Consider the following 20,295-nt stretch of genomic DNA (forward strand, 5'->3'; position numbering starts at 1 on the left):
TTATGTAACTTTATTATAAACTAAAAACTAACCACCTATTGAAAAATAAGTGGTTACGTTTTATTGGTGAATTTTTTTATTATCTAGAATTTTTGCGCACTAAAGCTATCTTGACTTTGTCAAAAGCTTCTTCCGACCAAGGAAACCAGTCAACTGGATTGTGTGCCTGTTTCAGCAATTACAGCGACTTTTCCTTGGCTAATCTATTGGGTACTTTCTGAGTTGTCATGGGGCATCACCTCGTTTCGTGTTGAATTTGGGTAAAGTATTGCTTAGGGGTAGTTTACCCAAAAAGGTGGGGGAAGGCGCAGTGAAAACAATTGAAGTATTTGCTCATGATAGTCATTAACACCACCATTTAATATACCCATAAGTAACTACAATCTTTAAAAAGTTTCTTTTGTCAGTATTCGAACACTTTCCAAATCAGAAAAATACCTTGTAATCGCCATTTCCAGGCATGCTTGTCTGTTTTCTGGGGTTCTTTGATTTATAAAACTTTTATTATAGTAGGATGCCATATCATGTATTGTTCCAAATATCATAGAGCAAGCTTCACTCCAACCCTTCATATTATCTAATATAAATCAATGAATTTTGACACAAATATGATACAAGATAACCGTTCTACTCGAACGATTATGATTGGTCTTCATTATTCTTAATTCTGAATACCCATATTCATCATCGATACTTGTATCTGATGAGAGCAAAGGTGCAGGATAGCTGTGATTCGTCACATGCGCAGAATATCTTTCCCAAAACGAATTGAAGTCTGCGATTTTGACGTAAGATAGGCATACATTGAATTTATTACCTGAAGTATCGTATGAAAAAATCTTATCCAAATGCTCGTTAATGTAGTTTGTACTTAAAGAACTAAGATTCATTGCTTCAATAACAGTAAACGGTAATCTGTCTTTTGACACGAATATATCAAGTTCACCAGAACCTTTGCCTGACGAAGAACTTCCTCGTCTAGTTTGGTCTTTTATGTTATAACCGATGGCTGCAAGCATGTCACCAATATAATCATTACGCTCGTCTTCACTTGCATTAGAATAATAATTTCTTGCTTGTAAAGTTAAACAAGCTACAATTAAATTTTTGATAAAACCTTCTTGCGAATCGAGATCTCTTGTAAAATTCATAGAAAGAGCTTTGGGGCTATTCTTCAACTTTATTACAAATACATTTCTCCCATTAACATCTATGTTATCGTACTCAACCTCAAGTTCAACGGATATAAGGCTCAATGCAGTAGAGATAGGTTCTTTAGCACTGTCTTTAACCGTGAGGCTTAACCCAACAACCGCGTAATTGTTGATAAGCTTAGATACACCCATCACGATATACCCATATTCTTCAGAGTTGTCTAATGCACGCAACATAAGCAAAGCCAATTCATACGGCTTTAATTCCATCCCTACACCGACTAGGTTCTTAAAAGATGTTGAACCTAACAACGTACTGATTGTATGTCTATCAATCATTATTCTTTAAACTCCTCAATGGAATTTTGTTTACCCCCGTCAATTTCAGTATTCTGCCAAGAGTAATTTTTTTGGGGATTGGATCAACTTCATTCTCCACCCATAGTTCACAATCTTTATCGAAATCCAGCAGATCTATTTCAGTATCGTAGTACAAAATTATTTGTTCAAAATCCGAAGGTCTAGCAATAATATAAATTTCTCGCCCTAATTTACGAACTCTAAAAATCGTATTTGCTGTATTTTCTATAAGCTGAAGATTGTCTTTGTCAAACTCGTAATCATCATGTTCATATAAGAAGTTTACAATATTCGTTCTTGAGCGATTTAGAATATTTTTAACGTAACTAAAGAGCTCAGCACTATTTGTAGATTGATGAATCTGGGCAGAGCCAAAGACGTTCTTTGACAGAGCCTTACGAAGTTCTTCTTCTGATGATATACCCCACTGAGCAAGAAGTTCTTTTGAAATGCTAATAGCTTCGCTCCCCGCAGATGATTGAGTTGCAAGTATATTCGCCAATTCATTTATATCAGCTACATTATATCTTTTTAAAACTTCATCATACTGTTCTGACTTTGCCATACTTTCAGCAATTTCTTCATCGTCATAGAACCAATGAAGATTTTCTATAAGTTCTTTAAAACACTTACTAACTCTACTATCTTTGCGGTTATCCCTAATCCATGCGCAAGTGTTTCTAAATGTTTCTCTAAGCTCGAAATCGTTTAGTCTTATTGATTTATTGTTATTTCTAACATAGTCAGTGATTGTTGGAGCTATAGTTTCAAGCGATATAGTTCGGTTTAAGGGTAACTCAATTGCAATGCCTTCAAACAACATTTTTTCCCTTACGTCATTGCCTGAATACGTAGCCGCGTCTTTTAGAATTTCATTAAGACTTCCGTCGTCAAAAAAGATTGCACTCTTACACATAAAATCCCCAATTTGATTTGGTAATACAGCGTATCTATCAAGTAAGTTTTCATCCTCACATATTCTGAAATGGTTTGCCAATTTTGAAACCCATTCAGCTACTTCTCTGTCATTTTGAAAGTCATAATGAACAAGGACACTACTAATAGAAGCACAGTCACTTAAATCTATACAAATCTTCTCCCTCCAAAACTTCAATGCGTCGGAGAGCAGTTTATCATTAAGATAATTTACTCTGCTGTACTGATCAAAGCAATTTGGATATAGGCATTTAGCAATATCAACAAACTCATTTTGCTTTTCATTTTTTCCTGCACGAAGATTGATGATAGCTTTATAAAATTCAGGTTTTGTTTCTTGATTAATTTGGGTTTGAATAAGCTCACTAAATACATTCTTTAAGTTAAATTCTTGTAACCCTTGCAGGTAATCTTTTGAAACCCTGTTATCAAGCAATCTTTCTCTGAAATTAATACCTGCAATTAAGGCTATATCCTTGTAAATTTCGCCGATATTGTTTTCAGCATATATTCTGTCCAAAGGTAAGAAATCTCCACATTGGTTAGGAAGAATGGATGGATTACGCCCTAATTCAGCAATGAACTTACTTGAATTATGATATAGAAGAATAATTAAATCGTTAAGCCATTTTATCGAATCACAGCCCAAACGAGTACTCAGGGTCACCAAATTACCGCAGTCCTCAACCTCTTTAATTAGATCAACAATGCCAAAATTGCGGCACTCCACCCACAATGAGTTGTACCAGTTTTCGATTTCATCTTTTCGGGTCATCTTCGCAGGCATCAATATATTTGACAACTCCCAAACTTTACTTCTATATTCAGGAGTTTCATCTTTCATAATCAAAATGCTTGAGGTACCCCAAACATCATAAAGAGAACAAATTTCATCCAAACTATTATGAATGAAAGTAGTTGTTTTTATATGCTCTTTGATTGGATGAATAAGAATTTCCTCAACCCAATCTGAGTCGAGCCAATTTTTTTCGGATTGTTCAGAAATCTTAACAATATTATAGAGGTCTTTGTAACCTTTCGTTGAAAAATAGTCAAGCATATCGTTATATAGGTTTATTGCTTCTATAATTCTTTTTCTGTTCTCATCTGAGTCACCACCTGAACGCTCGGAATGAATCAAGGGGATGCCGTCACGAGGCTCTGTGGGATTAAACAATGGACTATTGACAACTACCGGAAATGCAAAGTCATGAGTGCCTAATAAGGGGAAATCGCAAAAAATCCGTGGCAATTCCTTATGCAGCCCAATTAAATGTTTTTCATTTGTGCTGTTTTTTTTAATTTCTACAGCGATCGATACCTCATTATTCGCTTGCACAAAGACATACCTATTGTCGAAAGTAGTGTTTTCGCCTTTTGATGTTGAGATTTGTACCTCGGTAACATTAGCAGATTGAAGTTCTACAGATAATTTCCCCCCTCTTCGAATCACTCTTTCATAATTATCCATGCTAACGGTTATTGAACTTAACTCTGGCACAAATGCAAATACATATGGAATAGAAATTAGAAGATTTTTTAGGCCTGACTTTGCTGTTTCTATCCCTACTCTATCCAATTCGTAAACAAACTTTGTATTCATTTGACTCTCATCAACAGCACATTCTGTTCCGTTGTCCAGCATATCACAACTGTCACTTATGGCATTCATGATTGATGTTTTATCTTGTCCAGTCCTGTCTAATAACGTCTTGAAGGAACGAGGGCTTTCATTATCATCTTGTAGAAATCCATGCACCTGAACTTTCTCAGAAAGCAAATGAGTCGTCAAGAAACCCGTTCCAAATTTACCAGTAGATTTCTTTTTGTTCTCAGCGGTCAATGAGCGTTCTTTTGTTGAAACCTGCTCAATCAAAAAAACTATGTTTTCAGTCGTAAACAATCGACCATTATGGTTAAATTCAATAGTTTTATTAACTTCGCTAAATTTAATCTCGATATCAACGAATCCACTTGCATTCACGACATCCTTAGCGTTTTGAATCAACTCCCATATCCATCTATACGATGTATCTGGACCATTGCTGTCTTTAAGGGCCTTGAGCTTATCGATAATTTTTGTTGCAGATTGAGCCTCGCTTGCACCTTTACGCAATTGTTGGATTTTCTCACGAAACGTCATAAACTATCTACTCCCTTGTAATAAAATAGCCTCTCGATATTCGTCGAGACAAATGGGACAAAGCTTCCATTGATCTATCCAAACTCACATCCTCCTACTTTGCAGGAAGATTTTTATATGTCCTATTTATTTCATTCCGGAAAATCTTCTGGATGGTTTCTATCAATAAAACTTGACAATCTATCATTTATACACATGCTAAAACTACAATAAGCATAGACCATTTAGGTTTTAAATTCCAGAAATTTTTCCCATTTGCAACAAAAAAAGACCTCCTCAAGTGACAGGAGCATCATTTTTAAGTAGTCCTATATATACTATTCTCTATCCAACAAACGGTATCTTCATCAAATGTCTTACGCTGAATTAATTACTTTGGTTATAACAAATAGCCCGAACTCTAGAAGCTTCGGGCAAAGTAGCTATTTAAACAGGTGAATGTGGCTCCAACTCACTACTCCCTAACCAACAACACACAGCACTCAACATGTGAGGAGAAAGCAATAAGAACGAATATATCAATCTTCATTTATAACAAACCGTCAGCTCCACCCGATTCCCTTTCCTATCATACACAATCCGCTCCACTAACTTCTTCAACGCCCGATTCTTCTCTTCACTTGTCACCGCAGCGCCCCATAACTCCCTAAACTCCCCTATCCGCTCATATATCTGCTCCACAGTCGGATAATTCCCTTCATCTACTACAACCTTCCGCAAATCCTTCAACTCTTCCTCCAGCTTCTGTATCTGTCTTGAACGAACAGCCTTTCGCTCTAAAAACACTTGTTTCGTTATCATGTCCTCTTCATACCTGATAATCAAGAGCCCATAGCGTGAAATGCAATTTTAATGGACGTTTACTGACTTCTTAGAATACCTTAACGATTATATCGTTCAATTAAAGTTTTTGTTTTTTCTCCATCAATAAATACAATATTATTTCTAAGAGCATGGTTTTCAATACCCTCAACAATTTTTTCAATTGCATTCTCTTTAAATCTCCCGGAGATCGCAATTACCAGCTAAGATATTCTCTGTTTTGATCTAGTGTATACATCGTAAAAAGGCATTCTATAGGCATCTATAGCTTGCCCTATTAATTCATCAATGTTTGATCTTACACCTCCAGAAATATCTCCGTATTTAACCTGAACCCCCCAATACTCGTATTCATCAAATTCAGTTCTTCTTGTAAAAATTACATCCTTACCATATTCTTTTTTTCCATGATTATAACGTACATTAGAAAAACCTAGTTTTCTAATGAGAGGAATGAGTATTGAAATTGTAAAATCAGCCTCATTTTTTGCTCGGTGCACTTCTTTAAAAGGAGAATTAAGTGTTAGATCTGCAGCCCCTTCTATTTCTTTCACTATTTGTTCTGCCTGCTGAATTACTGTTTCAAGTAATTCAGCCTCAATTCTCGTAGAATATCTTAGAAAAATATAGTCACCATCGTCTTCATAATCATCAAATACAATATCTGATAATTCTTTCTGCCTCTCAATAATTAAATCACGTTTAGTTTCCATATATAACTTAAAGCCAACAGGACCATCCCAGAATTTCCGTCTCCCAGAATCTTCAAATTCAACTACTGCCATATTCCCACTAAATTCCCTGGTAATTGTATATGGAACTGTTTCTATATAAATTGTATTTTCTTGAATCTTCTCACAAATTTCCATTTTATACAAAGGGTGTAGTTCGTCTAACCTAACTCCAGTGACTATTGATTTAGGTATGATAAATTTATACTCATCTTCTATAGCAAATTCTTCTCCGTTAATAATTACTGTAGAATAGTCCTCTTCCTCACCAATATATTCTAACATTCAAGAATACCTCCCGAATTAATTAATTAGCTCTAGTATTATTGCTAATAGCGTTGTTATATTCACAATAATCAAGAACCTTAAAAGATTACAAATAACCAAATAACTGAATAAAGCAAGTTAATATGCAGAGTTTTCAGACTGCGTTTTCTTAACAAATAATTAACTCCAACCAGATTCAAAGCATTAACGGAGCAGCACGATTTTGGTGTTAGATAACATTAATTTTATTAATCATTTCAAAAATCTTTACTAGGATTGAATCTAAAGTAACTTCCAAATCGATTATAAATTCGATCTACAGCAACTTCAAAATCAATTATAATGTTTCTAAGCTTCTTATCTGTAATACTAATGTCCATACCCCCTGTATGAACAAAGTCATTGCGCAAATCAATTGTTCTATCAATAGAATCAAATAACGATACTTTTCTATTTTTAATTGGTTTATTTAGTACTGAATATATATCAATTTTTTCATCTAAAACTTTAAAATTCGCAGCAATTATCTTTGGTCTTTGAAAAGATAGGCCTTCAACAACTGCTTCTTCAATTGAAATTTTGCCTATAGAGATATCCTTTAAATTATTTACAGAAAGCCTAGCATTTTTTAGAATTCTATCTTGATTATCAGTACATTTTAGCAATACTATAAAAGAACTTTTAAGATATTCTTCCCATATTGCAACTAAATATGGAATCAATAAGTTATTAGAGAACAGTTTGGGATTCATTTGATCTATAAACTCAAGACCAGTTGGTTCAGGTTTTGCAACTTGACCCTTCATATTCCTTGAATCAAGATATATTTTGGGTTTTATTAGCGCATTATTATAGATCCAGCGCGAGATAAATAACCCTGATTCTAACTTTGTAGGAGGTATCTTATTTACAGGCAAGTAACGATTTTTCCCTTCGTCAGTAGAAAAACTCCCACTAAAAAAATCTCTTAAATATTTAATAGTTTTATTTTGTTGTTCAAGATCCCAGTAGCTTCTGCCTGCTCTAGATCTGGTATCTACTCTAATAATTCCATCCTCTCGATAAATATAAAGTTCTACTCCTACGAAGGATTTATAATTTTTATGATCATACCAAAAATAACTTGCTATTAAATTAGGAGCCTTTATATCATCTTTTAATTTTTCATAACCCAATAATTCAATTAAATTTTTCACTTTCGAAATAATTGCATAATTTGAAAGGATATTAGTTGATGTATAACTCATCTACTCAAGATACTCCTTTTTAAGAAGAAAAATTGTGAATTTCATTTAATGAAATGGTTCTTATGTATTATAGCCCTCATTATACTATAATCTGGAAAACTGTAAACGTAAGCTAGTCCCTTGCTGCTCCTATAAAAAAACTTCCACCAATTCATTCAGAAACCTCTATAATAATTGATTCAGCGAACACACGATCAATATATTGTCTATTATTTCATTTGACAAACTGTTCACTCATATTAGTTTAACTTATCTGAATACTTCTAATTTTTGATTTATTCGTAATTAGTTGCCATATAATTTCACTAAGAATTTCATCCAGTGCACAACAAATAGAAAGATATGTCCAGTTTTCTATGCTATATTCAAATTCATCATAATCATAATTGCCCATAAACTCTGTTCTATAACGCTCTAATAACTGCTGTACAGCTTTAAAATCTCCATGAGCAATTTTATTTCTTAACTTTCTCATTATTTCTGCGAAAATAGTTCTCTTAGTATCTTCGACTCGTATTCCCGTTAAAAACTGAGGAAGCTTGCTTTCTAATTCGCCGACTGTTTTGCCAGTGCCATTAGGATTTATTATAAGCATTTCGATTAAGGACATAACCTTGAAAATATGATAAGCATTATATTTTTGATCAAAAAACATTGAATTTATGATATAGTCGAACATCCAAAAATCTTCTTCACTTTCAAGAAAGTTATCTACTATAGCTCCCACTTTTATAAGAGAAGAAATGCACTCTTTTTTATATTTTTCAGTATTAGAATCATAATTCATCGTTGCTGACAAAAAATTTAAAATCAAGGGTTTAGAGTTGAATTCATCAGAGGAATAGGTACAAAAAGGTATTCTTTGATGCAAGATATTTTTTGCACTAAATGCATTTTGAATAGTACAACAAAATTTAATAAACATATACGGATATGAAGTTTCACAACTTGGACTATCCATCATTTCATTTTTCAGCCGCATATAAGAATTGTCTAAGTCTAACATTTGAATGCCAATAAGATTCTCAGCTATAATTTGTAAATCAGAAACGTGAACTCCCGAATCTACAGACCAATTCGCGGCCTTTACTAATTCGCTTGGTTTATAATTAGTAATTCCCATAGAGCTTATATTCGTTTTCCCCCAAACTCTTATATTCTGTTCTCGCAAAAGAATTTCTTCCGCTAGATCATCTTGAAACCCAAGAACCCAGTCATTAGGAAGGTTTGAAACCTCAATACCAAGTTTCCTAGAGATGATAAGCGGTTCGATTTTCCCATATACATTTAGTAATATCATTAATATAGCCCTCATTTAAATAATTATATTGAAAAGTACCTTAGGGATAATACGGGAATCTTCCCGAGTATTCACTTCCAACTTGCTAAGTTTGCATGAAACAACTGGGTATTAGTAATTGGGCAGCAGTTAAATTGTTCGATGAGCAATTATAAGCTGAATTACATTTGAAATTAAATACTTAATATACAAATTTTTGAAATGTATCAACTCCATTAGTAATACTTTCTCATATAAATTGAATTATGAACAGGGTATAAATATAGCGAATAAGAAAAAGCTGCCCTTAACTTGGCGCAGCATAATTATGTTATATAAAATTGATTCACGCGAACATCCCATCAATGACAGGTTCGTGTGGGTCAATAATTAGCTATACCCAATAGATAGAAATATGGGCTTGTTGTCGCGCGTAGTGAACGTTATAAAGTTATACGCTTACTCATGTCTTCTCGGAGGTAGTGCAGAAATCTCTGAGCTCAGATTGTAGAAGTGTCCGTACTTGTCTAGGGCATCGCAACTGCCGCGATAGCCTCCACCTCTATCAGCAGGTCATCACGAATGAGCCTTCTAACTTCAACTGCCGAACTGGCCGGAGGATTACTTGCATTGATATATTGATCTCTTACCTCCCGTATACTTGCCATTTGAGAAATATCAATCATGAAAAAATTTTCTCAAATCACTCACCCCTCGTCTATCATTTGTAACCGATATTAATCCGTCATGCACTCATTCATCATATAAATACTACATATTGTTAGTGATAGTTTCCATTTTTTAGATTAAATACTTGCTTGAAGAAGCCTTTCAAGGGAGAATGAGAAGTATGGACATAAAAAAAATTGCAATACTTTATCACAGTAGCAGAGGAACTGCATTTTAACCGTGCAGCAGAGAAGCTTAATATGACACAGCCTCCTCTAAGCCAGCAAATTCAAGCTCTGGAGAATGAGATTGGTGTGAAATTATTAGAACGAAACAAGAGGCAGGTTCGGATCACGCCAGCGGGGGCAGTTTTTCTAGAGGAAGCCAAACTAATCCTGTCTCAACTAGAGCGCTCTATTAAAAACACGCAACTAGCCGATCAAGGAATTATTGGACATTTGAATATTGGGTTTATTGATTCTGCAGCAGGTGGAGTATTGGTTGATATGTTGAAGGTGTTTCGGGAGCGTTTCCCGCAAATACAACTCACGTTACATGAGATGACGTCTGCTCAGCAGTGGCAGGCTTTACATGAAGGAACGATTCATATTGGATTTGTAAGTTACACAGAATCTAGCAAATTTTTCAACCATCTTCCCCTAGTAAATGAATCCCTGTTTGCCGTTTTGCCTGAACAGCATCACCTCGCTCATTTACCGGCGTTGTCAATTCGCACTTTAACTTCAGAGCCGTTCATATCGTTCCCACGTCATTTGGGAGCTCCTTTTCATGACCTCATTATGAGCTTTTGCGGCCCAACACGATGTGTATCCGAATGTTGTACAGGAAGCCATTCAGATGTATACCATTGTAAACTTGGTAGCTGCTAATCTTGGCGTTTCCATTGTGCCCTCTTCAGTTGCTATTTTTCAGCGGAAAGGTCTCGTATTTCGTTCCTTTGAAGAAAGCACACCATCGATTCCCCTTTATGCAGCTTGGAGAACCGATTCCAATCGTGCCTCCTTATCCGCGTTACTTGAGATTATAGAGCAATTGAGTCCAGAAGTTATTAATCCTGAATAATATAATATTCAGCCCGTTTTTTCAGGATCACGTTCAACGAGTCCTTCTAGCACAGCATCGATTTGCAACATCACTTCGCTATCAAGACGAATCCCCGCAGCTTTGGCATTTTCGATTACTTGCTCAGGCTTGGATGCCCCAATAATCGCAGAGGAGACTTGTGGATTTTGCAACACCCATGCTATAGCCAGCTGTGAAAGCGTCAACCCTACTTCACTTGCGATGGAAGAGAGATTTGAGATCGCCGCAAGTACTTCAGTCCGCAGCCACTGACCGGCCAATCTGTTCATAAATGATGAGCCCGCAGCTGTCGAAGCACGTGAGCCCTCTGGCAGCGGTTGCCCTGGCATATATTTATCCCTTGAGCAAGTGGTGACCAGACAACCTGTCCAATCCCTTCCCGCTCACAAGCTTGAACTACCTCCGTCTCCATAACACGCCATAACATCGAATATTGAGGTTGACTAGCCACCAATGGCACCTTCAATTTCCTCGCCAAAACAGCACCTTCTGCTATCTGATCCGCCGTCCATTCACTTATCCCCACATAGAGAACCTTACCTTGACGAACCAGATCTGAAAAAGCCAAAAGGGTCTCTTCAAGTGATACTGTTGCATCAAAGCGATGCGCATAATAGATATCAATGTAATCAGTCTGCAATCTGTTCAGTGAAGCGTGACACGCCTCCATAATATGTTTGCGAGAAAGACCTCTTGCATTACGTCCTGTCCCTGTAGGATGGCACACTTTAGTGCATAATTCGATATCAGCTCTGTGCACTCCTTTTAATGCTTGGCCCAGCACCACTTCAGCTTTCGTATCGGAATATACATCTGCAGTATCAAAAGTAGTGATCCCTACATCCAATGCAGCGTGCACATAAGCATGGCTGTATCATTATCCACTTGAGCACCATGTGTAATCCAATTGCCATGGCAATCTCACTTAAATGTAAGCCACTCGCTCCTAATTTACGATAGTTCGTTGTACAACCTCCATAATTAAAATATTGTTCGGCAAAAAATATTCCACATGACCAGGAGCACTTAGAATTTACCCATCTAACATGCAAATATCTACACCCGGCGCATCTGCCCTAATTGCTTTAATTCCTGCCTCACTAAAATCTAAAAGGACAAACGCCGTGCCATGTATTTAATGATAAACATAAGATAGATCAACGACAAATTATTGGGTTTGGAAAGGGGCTCTTTCATTAAATGAGTAGAATCCAACTATTTAAACCCGTATACCGAGTGGAAGAGTGTTTGGACGGGATACGGGAGTGCCTCGAAAAAGGTTGGACGGGATTGGGACACAAAACGGTCGAGTTTGAAGAGCAGTGGAAAAAGTATACAGGATTACCGCAAGCTCACTATGTAAATTCGGCGACCTCCGGACTTCACTTGGCTATCAAAGTATTAAAAGAGAATTATGGTTGGAAAGACGGAGATGAAATCATTTCGACACCATTGACCTTTATTGCGACCAACCAAAGCATATTGTATGAACATCTAAATGTCGTTTTTGCAGATGTCGATCAGTATTTATGCCTAGATCCCGATGATGTGGAAAAGAAGATTACAGCCCGAACCCGAGCAGTTATGTTTGTAGGTTTGGGCGGGAACACTGGCCAATATAAAAGGATTGTAGAACTTTGTGCTAATTATGGGTTGAGCTTAATTCTTGACGCAGCCCATATGGCGGGCACTCAGCTTGACGGAGTCGTTCCTGGAAAAGAAGCAGATGCCGTAGTCTACTCCTTTCAAGCGGTAAAGAACCTGCCAACCGCAGATTCCGGCATGATTTGTTTGCGTGAACCCGAACATGATCTCTTATGCAGAAAGCTTTCATGGATGGGAATCGATAAAGATACTTACAGCAGATCTCAGGGGAACTATAAATGGATGTACGAAATCGGAGATGTAGGGTACAAGTATCACGGGAACTCGATTATGGCTGCAATAGGTTTGGTTCAACTCAAATATCTGGATGAAGACAATGCTTATAGAAGAAAAGTATCCGACTGGTACGATGCCTGTTTTGAGCAAGCCAAGGACAAGGTGAAACCCATTCCGGTGGCAGACGGCTGCCTTTCCTCAAGACACTTGTATGTTATTGAAGTGAATCACAGAGACGAACTGTTTGAACAATTGAATCATGAGGGGATCTATCCGGGCGTCCATTACCGCGACAATACGGAATACAATATCTTTGCTTCGTCGGCCAACACTTGTCCAAATGCAGGAAGATTGAGTCATACCATTATCTCTTTACCTTTGCATTTGGAAATGACCCGAAAAGATGTAGAGACCATCGCTTCCATCATTTTGAACTATTCATAATCTATCTCATATGCCTTTCCCGGGAAGACAACCATCATGATGATACATTTTTAATCGGATTAACGGAAACTATACTAGAAACGGCTGTCAGTGGGCAGCCGTTATTATTTTTGCACATGTGAACAATGCCAGCAGGAATGGACTCTGAGCATTACGCACTATCACTCACCGGAAATACCGATTTTCGTAAGTCCATCGACAGGCTTGCCGCCCTGGTTCAGGTGGTTAAGAACCCATTTTATTGACATAGTTCTTTTTCTTTATCCTGTCCGGATTTTTGACCTCGTTCTTTTCCCAACTTTTTTTATCCCCCATTTCTTTGCCCGAGCTGTGATGGCAACTGTGCGAGCTTGTTTCCCGCATACACAGTCAATATGTATAAAAGAAAGGCAAACAAGAGAAGCTAGATTCCGCATTGAAGGAGATTGCAGTAACGATAGGCACCTAGGGTGGTACTTATATAGGGTACGACATTATGAATATCACTGTCAGTCTATCCGTTGATATATTCCACGATGAATTGCAGGAATTTCTATATAAGTTATCTATTGTAGAGCGACAGTATTTAATATTGAATGTGATTTGTGGTTATACGAGCAGGGAGATTGCTGATGCTTTAATGATACTGTTGCTGCTGTTACAAAAAGAATTCAACGAGCTAAGAAAAAAATGAAAGGCTATATTCAGAATCTGATTGTCTAATTTGGAAGCCAAATATTTATTTGTTGAAAGCTAAAATACTCCGGAGTGTACTAACCTCTAAGCCTTGTTACCGCAACTAACAGTACAATAATACCGAGCAAAATCAGCCAGCTTACTGGGTGACCGAAATTCAATCCCCAGCCGACTCCGAACCTTTTCTCGACGATTAGTTTTGGATCCTTACGATTGAAATAAATAATACCTAACAGCCATTTATCATCATCATGGACAGGTCTGATATTGGAGTAATCGGCAGATCGCTCCAAGCGGCTTCCGCCCTGACCAGCCCAGAACGATAAGGCGAAGGCGTATAGTATGATAAAGGCTATTATGAACAGGATAATGGGGATAGCGAAATTGATGTTAAGCAGAGATATCATGTTTAGCTGCACGACGGAAAATAGGATCACTAATAAGAAGCTTGCTGTAATCATAAAATATGACCAAGTACGGCGGAAAGTTACGTTTTGTCTAATGGAGCGGTTCGGATCAGTGGGATGAACCTGCTGCTTCACTCTGCGAATACTCCAATTCTCAAATATGAACAAAAGTGTTATGAACACTTGTATTATCGTAGCCATAAACACAAAACCATAAGATTTATCTGCATAGCGGTCAACGTTCCAACTGCTGTTGTAATGGATCGGAATCTGATCAGGAATCTTATCGTAGTTGAGTAGTACAGTTACAATACTGACAACAATAATTAAAACATGAATGAGGAACCAATTATTAGACAAGCCAATGTTTCTTTTTCCAAAACCAGTGTCCACTGCCATGATTGATGATTCCTGAGCAATCGGCAGCATAGGTAGTAAACTTTTCATTTTGAAATAATAGCTAATGTTTATGACCAGGGAGATTACGACCATGGCGAGAGAATAAGTGACAATGATCCAACTTTGTTGCTTGGAATGTTCATCACCGTATATTAGGCAGATGATACAAACAATGAATAGCATGGTATGCAAGGTGGCACTAATCCTAGCATATGACTTCCGCATCTGGCGCAGAGGCTCACTGTGGAATTGTACAGCGCTGACGGTGACCCCAAAACTAATCGTCTCTCTTGTTAAATAAGGCATGCTTACCATGAGTACAATGGTAGGTACAAATACAAAGATCATTATTATAACAGGCATTATCGTCATATCATTCGCCTCCTCTTATACATAAGTGTGTATTCGAATTGAACATAAATTTAATTATAATCGATTTTAGTGACTATAAGGGTGGAATTAACAATTTATCCATATTTTTTGATACGCAGAGCTACTCATCTGACAACTGAATTATGGCAAGTACATCTGTTTTAAATTCTGTGTAGGTAAAGGACAGGATTTCGGATGAAGGGTGGGATAACCAGCAGTAGCAAAATTGGGCGAAATGCTCGCCTCGTATCTGCAATGGCGCGGATTACTGCGATTGTATAACCTCCTTTAGATAACTACCTGATTGTAACAAAGAGAGATTAATACGAGAAATACTCTTTAACTTGTGTTTTAATTCAAAAAACGTATTACTGATATGCATATATACAACAAAAAACGCCTTCTCAGGCGTTTAATCCAATAACTATCCTCTTCAAAAACCCTACCGTCGTCTCTCAACCAACTGCAGATTATAGCTCAAGCTTTCCAGCGTGACAGCAATTAATCCATTCATGTAGTGGTCATGCGGATGATCTAACACGATAATTTGTGGCATATGCTCATCAGGAATGACGCCCGAGCAGAGCTGATAGATTCCCTTAATATGCTCTTCTTTCGCCAGTTCTCCAGTTAGTGCTATCGTCTCGGGGTTAATAACTGCAATGAGCGACATAATCGTCGTGGCTGCCAAAGACTCAAATGTATCTTGCTGGTGCAGCCTGGCAAACTGCTCTTGACGTGAGATCCCAAAGGGCAGAAAGGATACCTCCCCCGCAAACTGGGTTGTTCCGCGATGAATATATCCGTCAATCATCATGCCTGATCCGGGAAAGTTATTCCGCGGGAAGGTCACCACTACAATGGTTTTGTCCTCTTCATAATCCTGCTTTTTATAAAAGCCATAAACCGTCAGGTTCATATCATTGTCAACGGTAACCTCGATCTCATATTTCTCTTTTAAACGTGATTCTAAAGGTACATCAATTAACTCTGCAATGTCACAAACGTTAATGACCCCTTGATGAACAAGACCTGGAATCCCAATACCAAGGGCCTTAATCTCGGGATGCTTGGTGATCAGCGATTCGATTACATGCTCAATAACAGTAACGTCGGCCAGCTCCACGGCATGAAGACCAGCATCAATCTCCTCACCCGATAAGTTCGCTACCCGATAAGTTAATGAGTGTTGATCCCCTTCAGCGTTAATATATATACAAGCGATGTAGGCAAAATTGGAATTATATACGAAGCGCTTCGCTGGTCTTCCCCCGTTTGGCTGCTCCATTTCAGTTTCAATCACTTCACCTGTTTCAAGAAATTCATTTAAAATATTGCCGCAGGTAGCAACACTTAAGCCTGTAGCACTTGCAATCATAGACTTTGTGCCTTGCTTCATCATTTTTAAAGCTTGCTTGATCAGTTCCTGGTTGATTTTTTTAACGCGAATCGAATTGTTCGTGATCTGACTAATTTTACACACCTCTTTTATAGCTATTATCAAAAGTGTTTTAATTAAGCATAATATAAATGAATAGACATTGAAACAATCAATAATACATATTGACCTCTATATCCTGGTCGTAATTTCCAAACCCTTTACCAAATAACGTAACTCCTCCGCAGTTTTCTGCACTTGTCAGCGAAGCTATCCGTAGCGTTACCTCTTTGCTAAAGTTGATGCCGAGCATTGATGTTGTCACATCAGATATCCGGACACCATCCATGTAAGTGCCCTCTTCCATTACAACCAGCGTCTTAAGTAGACCATGCTGCGTACCATGATGCCACCAGTCGGGAGTAAATATACCAGGCTTGCTGCCAAAATCCCCCGGTGACGTCCACATTCCTACATCGATTCCATTGATGAAAAAACTAATATCTGAAGGCCACTGTTCGTTAAAGCCCGGCGCTTCTGAACATATCTCAAGTGATATCTCCAAACGTTTGAGCAGTTGATTACTCAGCAGGAAATTGGGGATACGATACTCGATCCACCCGCTACCAAACCAGAGATGCTTCGCCTGAACATGCTCAGGATCGGCAAAATAGCGCGGATCGTCGACCATGCCGATCATTTTCAACTCGGAGGCCAGTCCGCATGTCGGATTCACCTCAAAGGCAGCATATTGGCCAACAGGCATCGAGACGGTGTAGCTTTTCTTAGGTTGCGGCTTAGTGACTCTGAATTGAAGGTTAATGGAATCCATCTGAAGCGAACACAACTTCTGCATTCCCCGCTTACCGACACTGGTCTCGCATGAGATAATCCCCGCACGCTCCATCTTCTGAATATGCTTCGTAATAATGGCGGAAGAAACGTCGATGGCCTCAGCCAATTCTCCAATATTCATCGGTCTGTCATTCAATAACTCAATGATTCTAATCCGGGTACCCGACGATAAACATTCCAGAAATGCCAAGTTACTGCTGTTCACTTCGATCGATTGCATGATGATGCTCCTCTTCTTCTAAGTCTTTTATCAATTATATAACCTAAATGTTAACCAATCAACTACTTCACCTTCAGATTGCAGAGAGAATAATGACTTGACAGATAGAAATAGCGACATTATTATGATGGAGAATCATCATTATTTGTTAATCAATTAACTTTTAAATTAACTAAAAGGAGAATGATTATGTCAGCAAATAAGTTGCCACGCCCGGAATATCCAAGACCTCAGTTTGTTCGAGAACAGTGGATGAATTTAAATGGAGAATGGCAGTTTGAGATGGATCAAGGGTGTAGCGGAAAGGCTCGTGGTTTACAGAAGGATGATATCCAGTTGAAGCAATCGATCCTTGTACCCTTCTGCCCTGAAAGCAAACTATCCGGTATAGGCCACACTGATTTTATGAATGCTGTCTGGTACAAGCGGAGCTTCACGACACCTGAAGCATGGTTGGGCCGTAAAACGCTGCTTCATTTCGGGGCTGTCGATTACGAAACCGAGGTTTGGGTTAACGAGCAGTTTGTCGGAACACACCGCGGGGGTTACTCGTCATTCTCGTTCGATATCACAAATGCCTTGAAGCAAGGTGATAATATCATCACCGTATATGCTCAGGACGATAATAGGTCCGGTCTACAGCCCTGTGGTAAACAATCCACCGCCTATCATTCCCATGGTTGCGAATATACGCGGACAACCGGAATTTGGCAGACCGTATGGCTCGAATCCGTACCCGATACTTATATCTCTTCCTTCCGCATAACGCCTGACACTGAGAACGCTTGCATTCATTTGGAAGCCAAATTTAATGGCGCGGTGAACGGGTTGCAATTTACTTGTGAGGCTTTCTTCGGGAAAAAAATAGTTGGCGCTGTATCTGTGATCTGTGGTGGTTCCTCTACTAAGTTGACGCTTCCTTTATCCGAGACTCATCTTTGGCAAGCGGGTTCACCCAACTTGTATGATTTGAATTTAAAAATAGTCAGCGGTGACACGATAATCGATTCAGCCGTCTCCTATTTTGGCCTTCGTACCATCCAGCTTGATGGTATGGCTGTCCGAATTAACGGAAAATCAGTCTTTCAGCGACTTGTTCTCGACCAAGGCTTCTATCCGGAAGGTATATATACGGCTCCAACCGATGATGATTTGAAGCGTGATATTGAAATATCGCTGGGGCTTGGGTTTAATGGTGCAAGACTCCATGAGAAGATGTTCGAGCCCCGATTCTTGTATTGGGCCGATAAGCTAGGATATCTCGTGTGGGGCGAGCATGCTAACTGGGGTTTGAATATATCTACTGCCCAAGGACTATCGCAATTTCTGCCTGAATGGATTGAGGGGATTGAGCGCGACTTTAACCACCCGAGTGTGATCGGCTGGTGTCCATTCAATGAGACATGGGATTCCCGTAACGGCGCACGTCAGGATAACGAGGTACTTCGAATTGTTTACGAAACCACGAAAGCGATCGATCCAACTCGGCCGGTAATCGATACGAGCGGCAATTTCCACGTTGTGACTGATATATTTGATGTGCACGACTACGATCAGAATACGGAATCATTCCGGGCCCGTTACGCCCCTATGGCCGAGGGTGGCGAAGTGTTCAACTCATTCCCCGAGCGCCAAAAGTATGAAGGACAGCCTTATTTCGTCAGCGAATACGGCGGGATCTGGTGGAATCCTGGTCAGCTGGATCAGGACTCCTGGGGCTATGGGGAGCGCCCGCAGAGTCTTGAAGAATTCATAGCTCGCTACGACGGCCTCACTACCACATTGCTCGATAACCCCAGCATGTTTGGATTCTGTTACACACAGCTGTATGATGTGGAGCTGGAAGTCAACGGCTTATATACTTACGACAGAACACCCAAACTAGATCCTGAGATCATTCGCGCAATTAATACGAAAAAAGCGGCAATAGAGGAATAGCAACGGTCACAATAGAAGCTGGAGAAAGTCCATTAATGGCTTTCTCCAGCTTCTATGACGTTACCCCTCAGTTACATAACATTGGAATCACCTCGAATCTATTGTAGTATCAGGGTGGCTGTACGGTATTTAGATTATCTGAGAGACAAGCAGTTTGAGTAGGTAATGCAGTGCCTTATTTACTTGCTTGTATGGGAAATTGTAGGTATCATCATATAGATTGATCTTGGAAGCGGGAGGAAATAAACATGAACGAAAAAGAGAAAGCACGCAAAGGATTGCTATATGATAACAACAATGATCCCTTACTTATTAGAGAAAGAACATATGCTAAGGATCTCTGTCACGATTACAATCAATTACGTCCCTCTAGCATAAATGAACGTAAAGCAGTAATTAAACAATTGGTCGGGAAAGCCGGCAAGAACTTCCACATTGAGCAGCCGTTCTGGTGTGATTACGGATATAATATCGAGCTTGGTGAAAATTTCTACGCTAATCATAATTGCGTTATTTTAGATTGTGCCAAAGTAACGTTTGGAGATAATGTATTTATTGCTCCAAACTGTGGCTTTTACACCGCTGGTCATCCATTGGATGTTGAACAACGTAACCAAGGCTTGGAATACGCCTACCCGATTACCGTTGGCAACAATGTGTGGTTTGGTGGTAATGTCGTTGTTTTGCCAGGAGTGACCATTGGGGATAATAGCGTTATCGGAGCAGGCAGTGTGATCAACCGCGATATCCCATCCGGAGTGATTGCTGCAGGGAATCCATGCAAAGTGATTAGAGCCATCACTGAAGAAGATAAGAAAAAATATTGGAAAAGCTAAAGCCTGTTAACCATACATATCCGCTAACACATGCTAGAGTTCCAAACATAGGATCATAAAAAAGCTCCCCTCAGCTACGGTTATTATTTAAACCTGCCTGCTGTTAGGGGAGCTTATTATTTTTAGACGAGTTCTGTTCGATCCTGTGCACTTGGTTTGGCGGATTATTTAACGTTCT

General features: G+C 38.7%; 12 protein-coding genes and 4 pseudogenes. 4 read left to right on the top strand and 12 right to left on the bottom strand.

The features are described from left to right. Positions 1-109: 109 nt before the first annotated feature. From ACFRAM_RS13580 to ACFRAM_RS13615, 8 genes and pseudogenes are all read right to left on the bottom strand, one after another. Positions 110-229 (bottom strand): annotated as a pseudogene (locus ACFRAM_RS13580) (DUF255 domain-containing protein); the annotation flags it as partial. 358 nt (positions 230-587) lie between these two features. Beyond that, positions 588-1,493 carry an RNA-binding domain-containing protein gene (locus ACFRAM_RS13585; protein WP_038593750.1) on the bottom strand — a complete coding sequence of 302 codons (906 nt, stop codon included), beginning with the start codon at positions 1,491-1,493 and terminating at the stop codon, positions 588-590. Further along, positions 1,486-4,593, bottom strand: coding sequence for an ATP-binding protein (locus ACFRAM_RS13590; protein WP_379466292.1), 3,108 nt, complete (start codon positions 4,591-4,593; stop codon positions 1,486-1,488). Before ACFRAM_RS13590 ends, ACFRAM_RS13585 begins: the two co-directional genes overlap by 8 nt. Before the next feature lie 525 nt (positions 4,594-5,118). Then, complete coding sequence (locus tag ACFRAM_RS13595; RefSeq protein ID WP_379466293.1) at positions 5,119-5,394, bottom strand: hypothetical protein; 276 nt, start codon at positions 5,392-5,394, stop codon at positions 5,119-5,121. Between the two features lie 224 nt (positions 5,395-5,618). Next, the gene (locus ACFRAM_RS13600; protein WP_379466294.1) at positions 5,619-6,431 is read right to left on the bottom strand and encodes a hypothetical protein; all 813 of its coding nucleotides are present in this window, start codon (positions 6,429-6,431) and stop codon (positions 5,619-5,621) included. A gap of 239 nt (positions 6,432-6,670) precedes the next feature. Further along, on the bottom strand, positions 6,671-7,660 hold the full coding sequence (locus ACFRAM_RS13605; protein ID WP_379466295.1) for a hypothetical protein: 990 nt from the start codon (positions 7,658-7,660) through the stop codon (positions 6,671-6,673). A 244-nt stretch (positions 7,661-7,904) separates the two neighbouring features. Beyond that, complete coding sequence (locus tag ACFRAM_RS13610) at positions 7,905-8,960, bottom strand: hypothetical protein (RefSeq protein WP_379466296.1); 1,056 nt, start codon at positions 8,958-8,960, stop codon at positions 7,905-7,907. A gap of 506 nt (positions 8,961-9,466) precedes the next feature. Beyond that, a pseudogene (locus ACFRAM_RS13615) lies at positions 9,467-9,631 on the bottom strand (RidA family protein); the annotation flags it as partial. A gap of 186 nt (positions 9,632-9,817) precedes the next feature. On the opposite strand from ACFRAM_RS13615, the pseudogene ACFRAM_RS13620 reads away from it, so the two are divergent. Further along, positions 9,818-10,691: pseudogene (locus tag ACFRAM_RS13620) on the top strand (LysR family transcriptional regulator). Positions 10,692-10,699: 8 nt separating this feature from the next. Here the strand turns inward: ACFRAM_RS13620 and ACFRAM_RS13625 are convergent. Continuing rightward, positions 10,700-11,719 (bottom strand): annotated as a pseudogene (locus ACFRAM_RS13625) (aldo/keto reductase family protein). A 193-nt stretch (positions 11,720-11,912) separates the two neighbouring features. Here ACFRAM_RS13625 and ACFRAM_RS13630 point away from each other — a divergent pair. Continuing rightward, complete coding sequence (locus ACFRAM_RS13630) at positions 11,913-13,037, top strand: DegT/DnrJ/EryC1/StrS family aminotransferase (protein WP_379466297.1); 1,125 nt, start codon at positions 11,913-11,915, stop codon at positions 13,035-13,037. Between the two features lie 752 nt (positions 13,038-13,789). Here ACFRAM_RS13630 and ACFRAM_RS13635 read toward each other — a convergent pair. From ACFRAM_RS13635 to ACFRAM_RS13645, 3 genes are all read right to left on the bottom strand, one after another. Continuing rightward, positions 13,790-14,890, bottom strand: coding sequence for a DUF1648 domain-containing protein (locus ACFRAM_RS13635; protein WP_379466298.1), 1,101 nt, complete (start codon positions 14,888-14,890; stop codon positions 13,790-13,792). A gap of 442 nt (positions 14,891-15,332) precedes the next feature. Beyond that, on the bottom strand, positions 15,333-16,292 hold the full coding sequence (locus tag ACFRAM_RS13640) for an ROK family protein (protein WP_246317488.1): 960 nt from the start codon (positions 16,290-16,292) through the stop codon (positions 15,333-15,335). Positions 16,293-16,440: 148 nt separating this feature from the next. Then, positions 16,441-17,343 (bottom strand): ArsR/SmtB family transcription factor, encoded by a 903-nt coding sequence (locus ACFRAM_RS13645; RefSeq protein WP_379466299.1) that lies wholly within the window; start codon positions 17,341-17,343, stop codon positions 16,441-16,443. Between the two features lie 189 nt (positions 17,344-17,532). Here ACFRAM_RS13645 and ACFRAM_RS13650 point away from each other — a divergent pair, with 189 nt between their 5' ends. Further along, positions 17,533-19,281, top strand: coding sequence for a glycoside hydrolase family 2 protein (locus ACFRAM_RS13650; RefSeq protein ID WP_379466300.1), 1,749 nt, complete (start codon positions 17,533-17,535; stop codon positions 19,279-19,281). A gap of 248 nt (positions 19,282-19,529) precedes the next feature. Beyond that, complete coding sequence (locus ACFRAM_RS13655) at positions 19,530-20,117, top strand: sugar O-acetyltransferase (protein ID WP_379466301.1); 588 nt, start codon at positions 19,530-19,532, stop codon at positions 20,115-20,117. Positions 20,118-20,295: the final 178 nt, after the last annotated feature.

This window comes from Paenibacillus sp. NPDC056722, from assembly GCF_042790635.1.
Classification (GTDB): domain Bacteria; phylum Bacillota; class Bacilli; order Paenibacillales; family Paenibacillaceae; genus Paenibacillus_AQ; species Paenibacillus_AQ agri.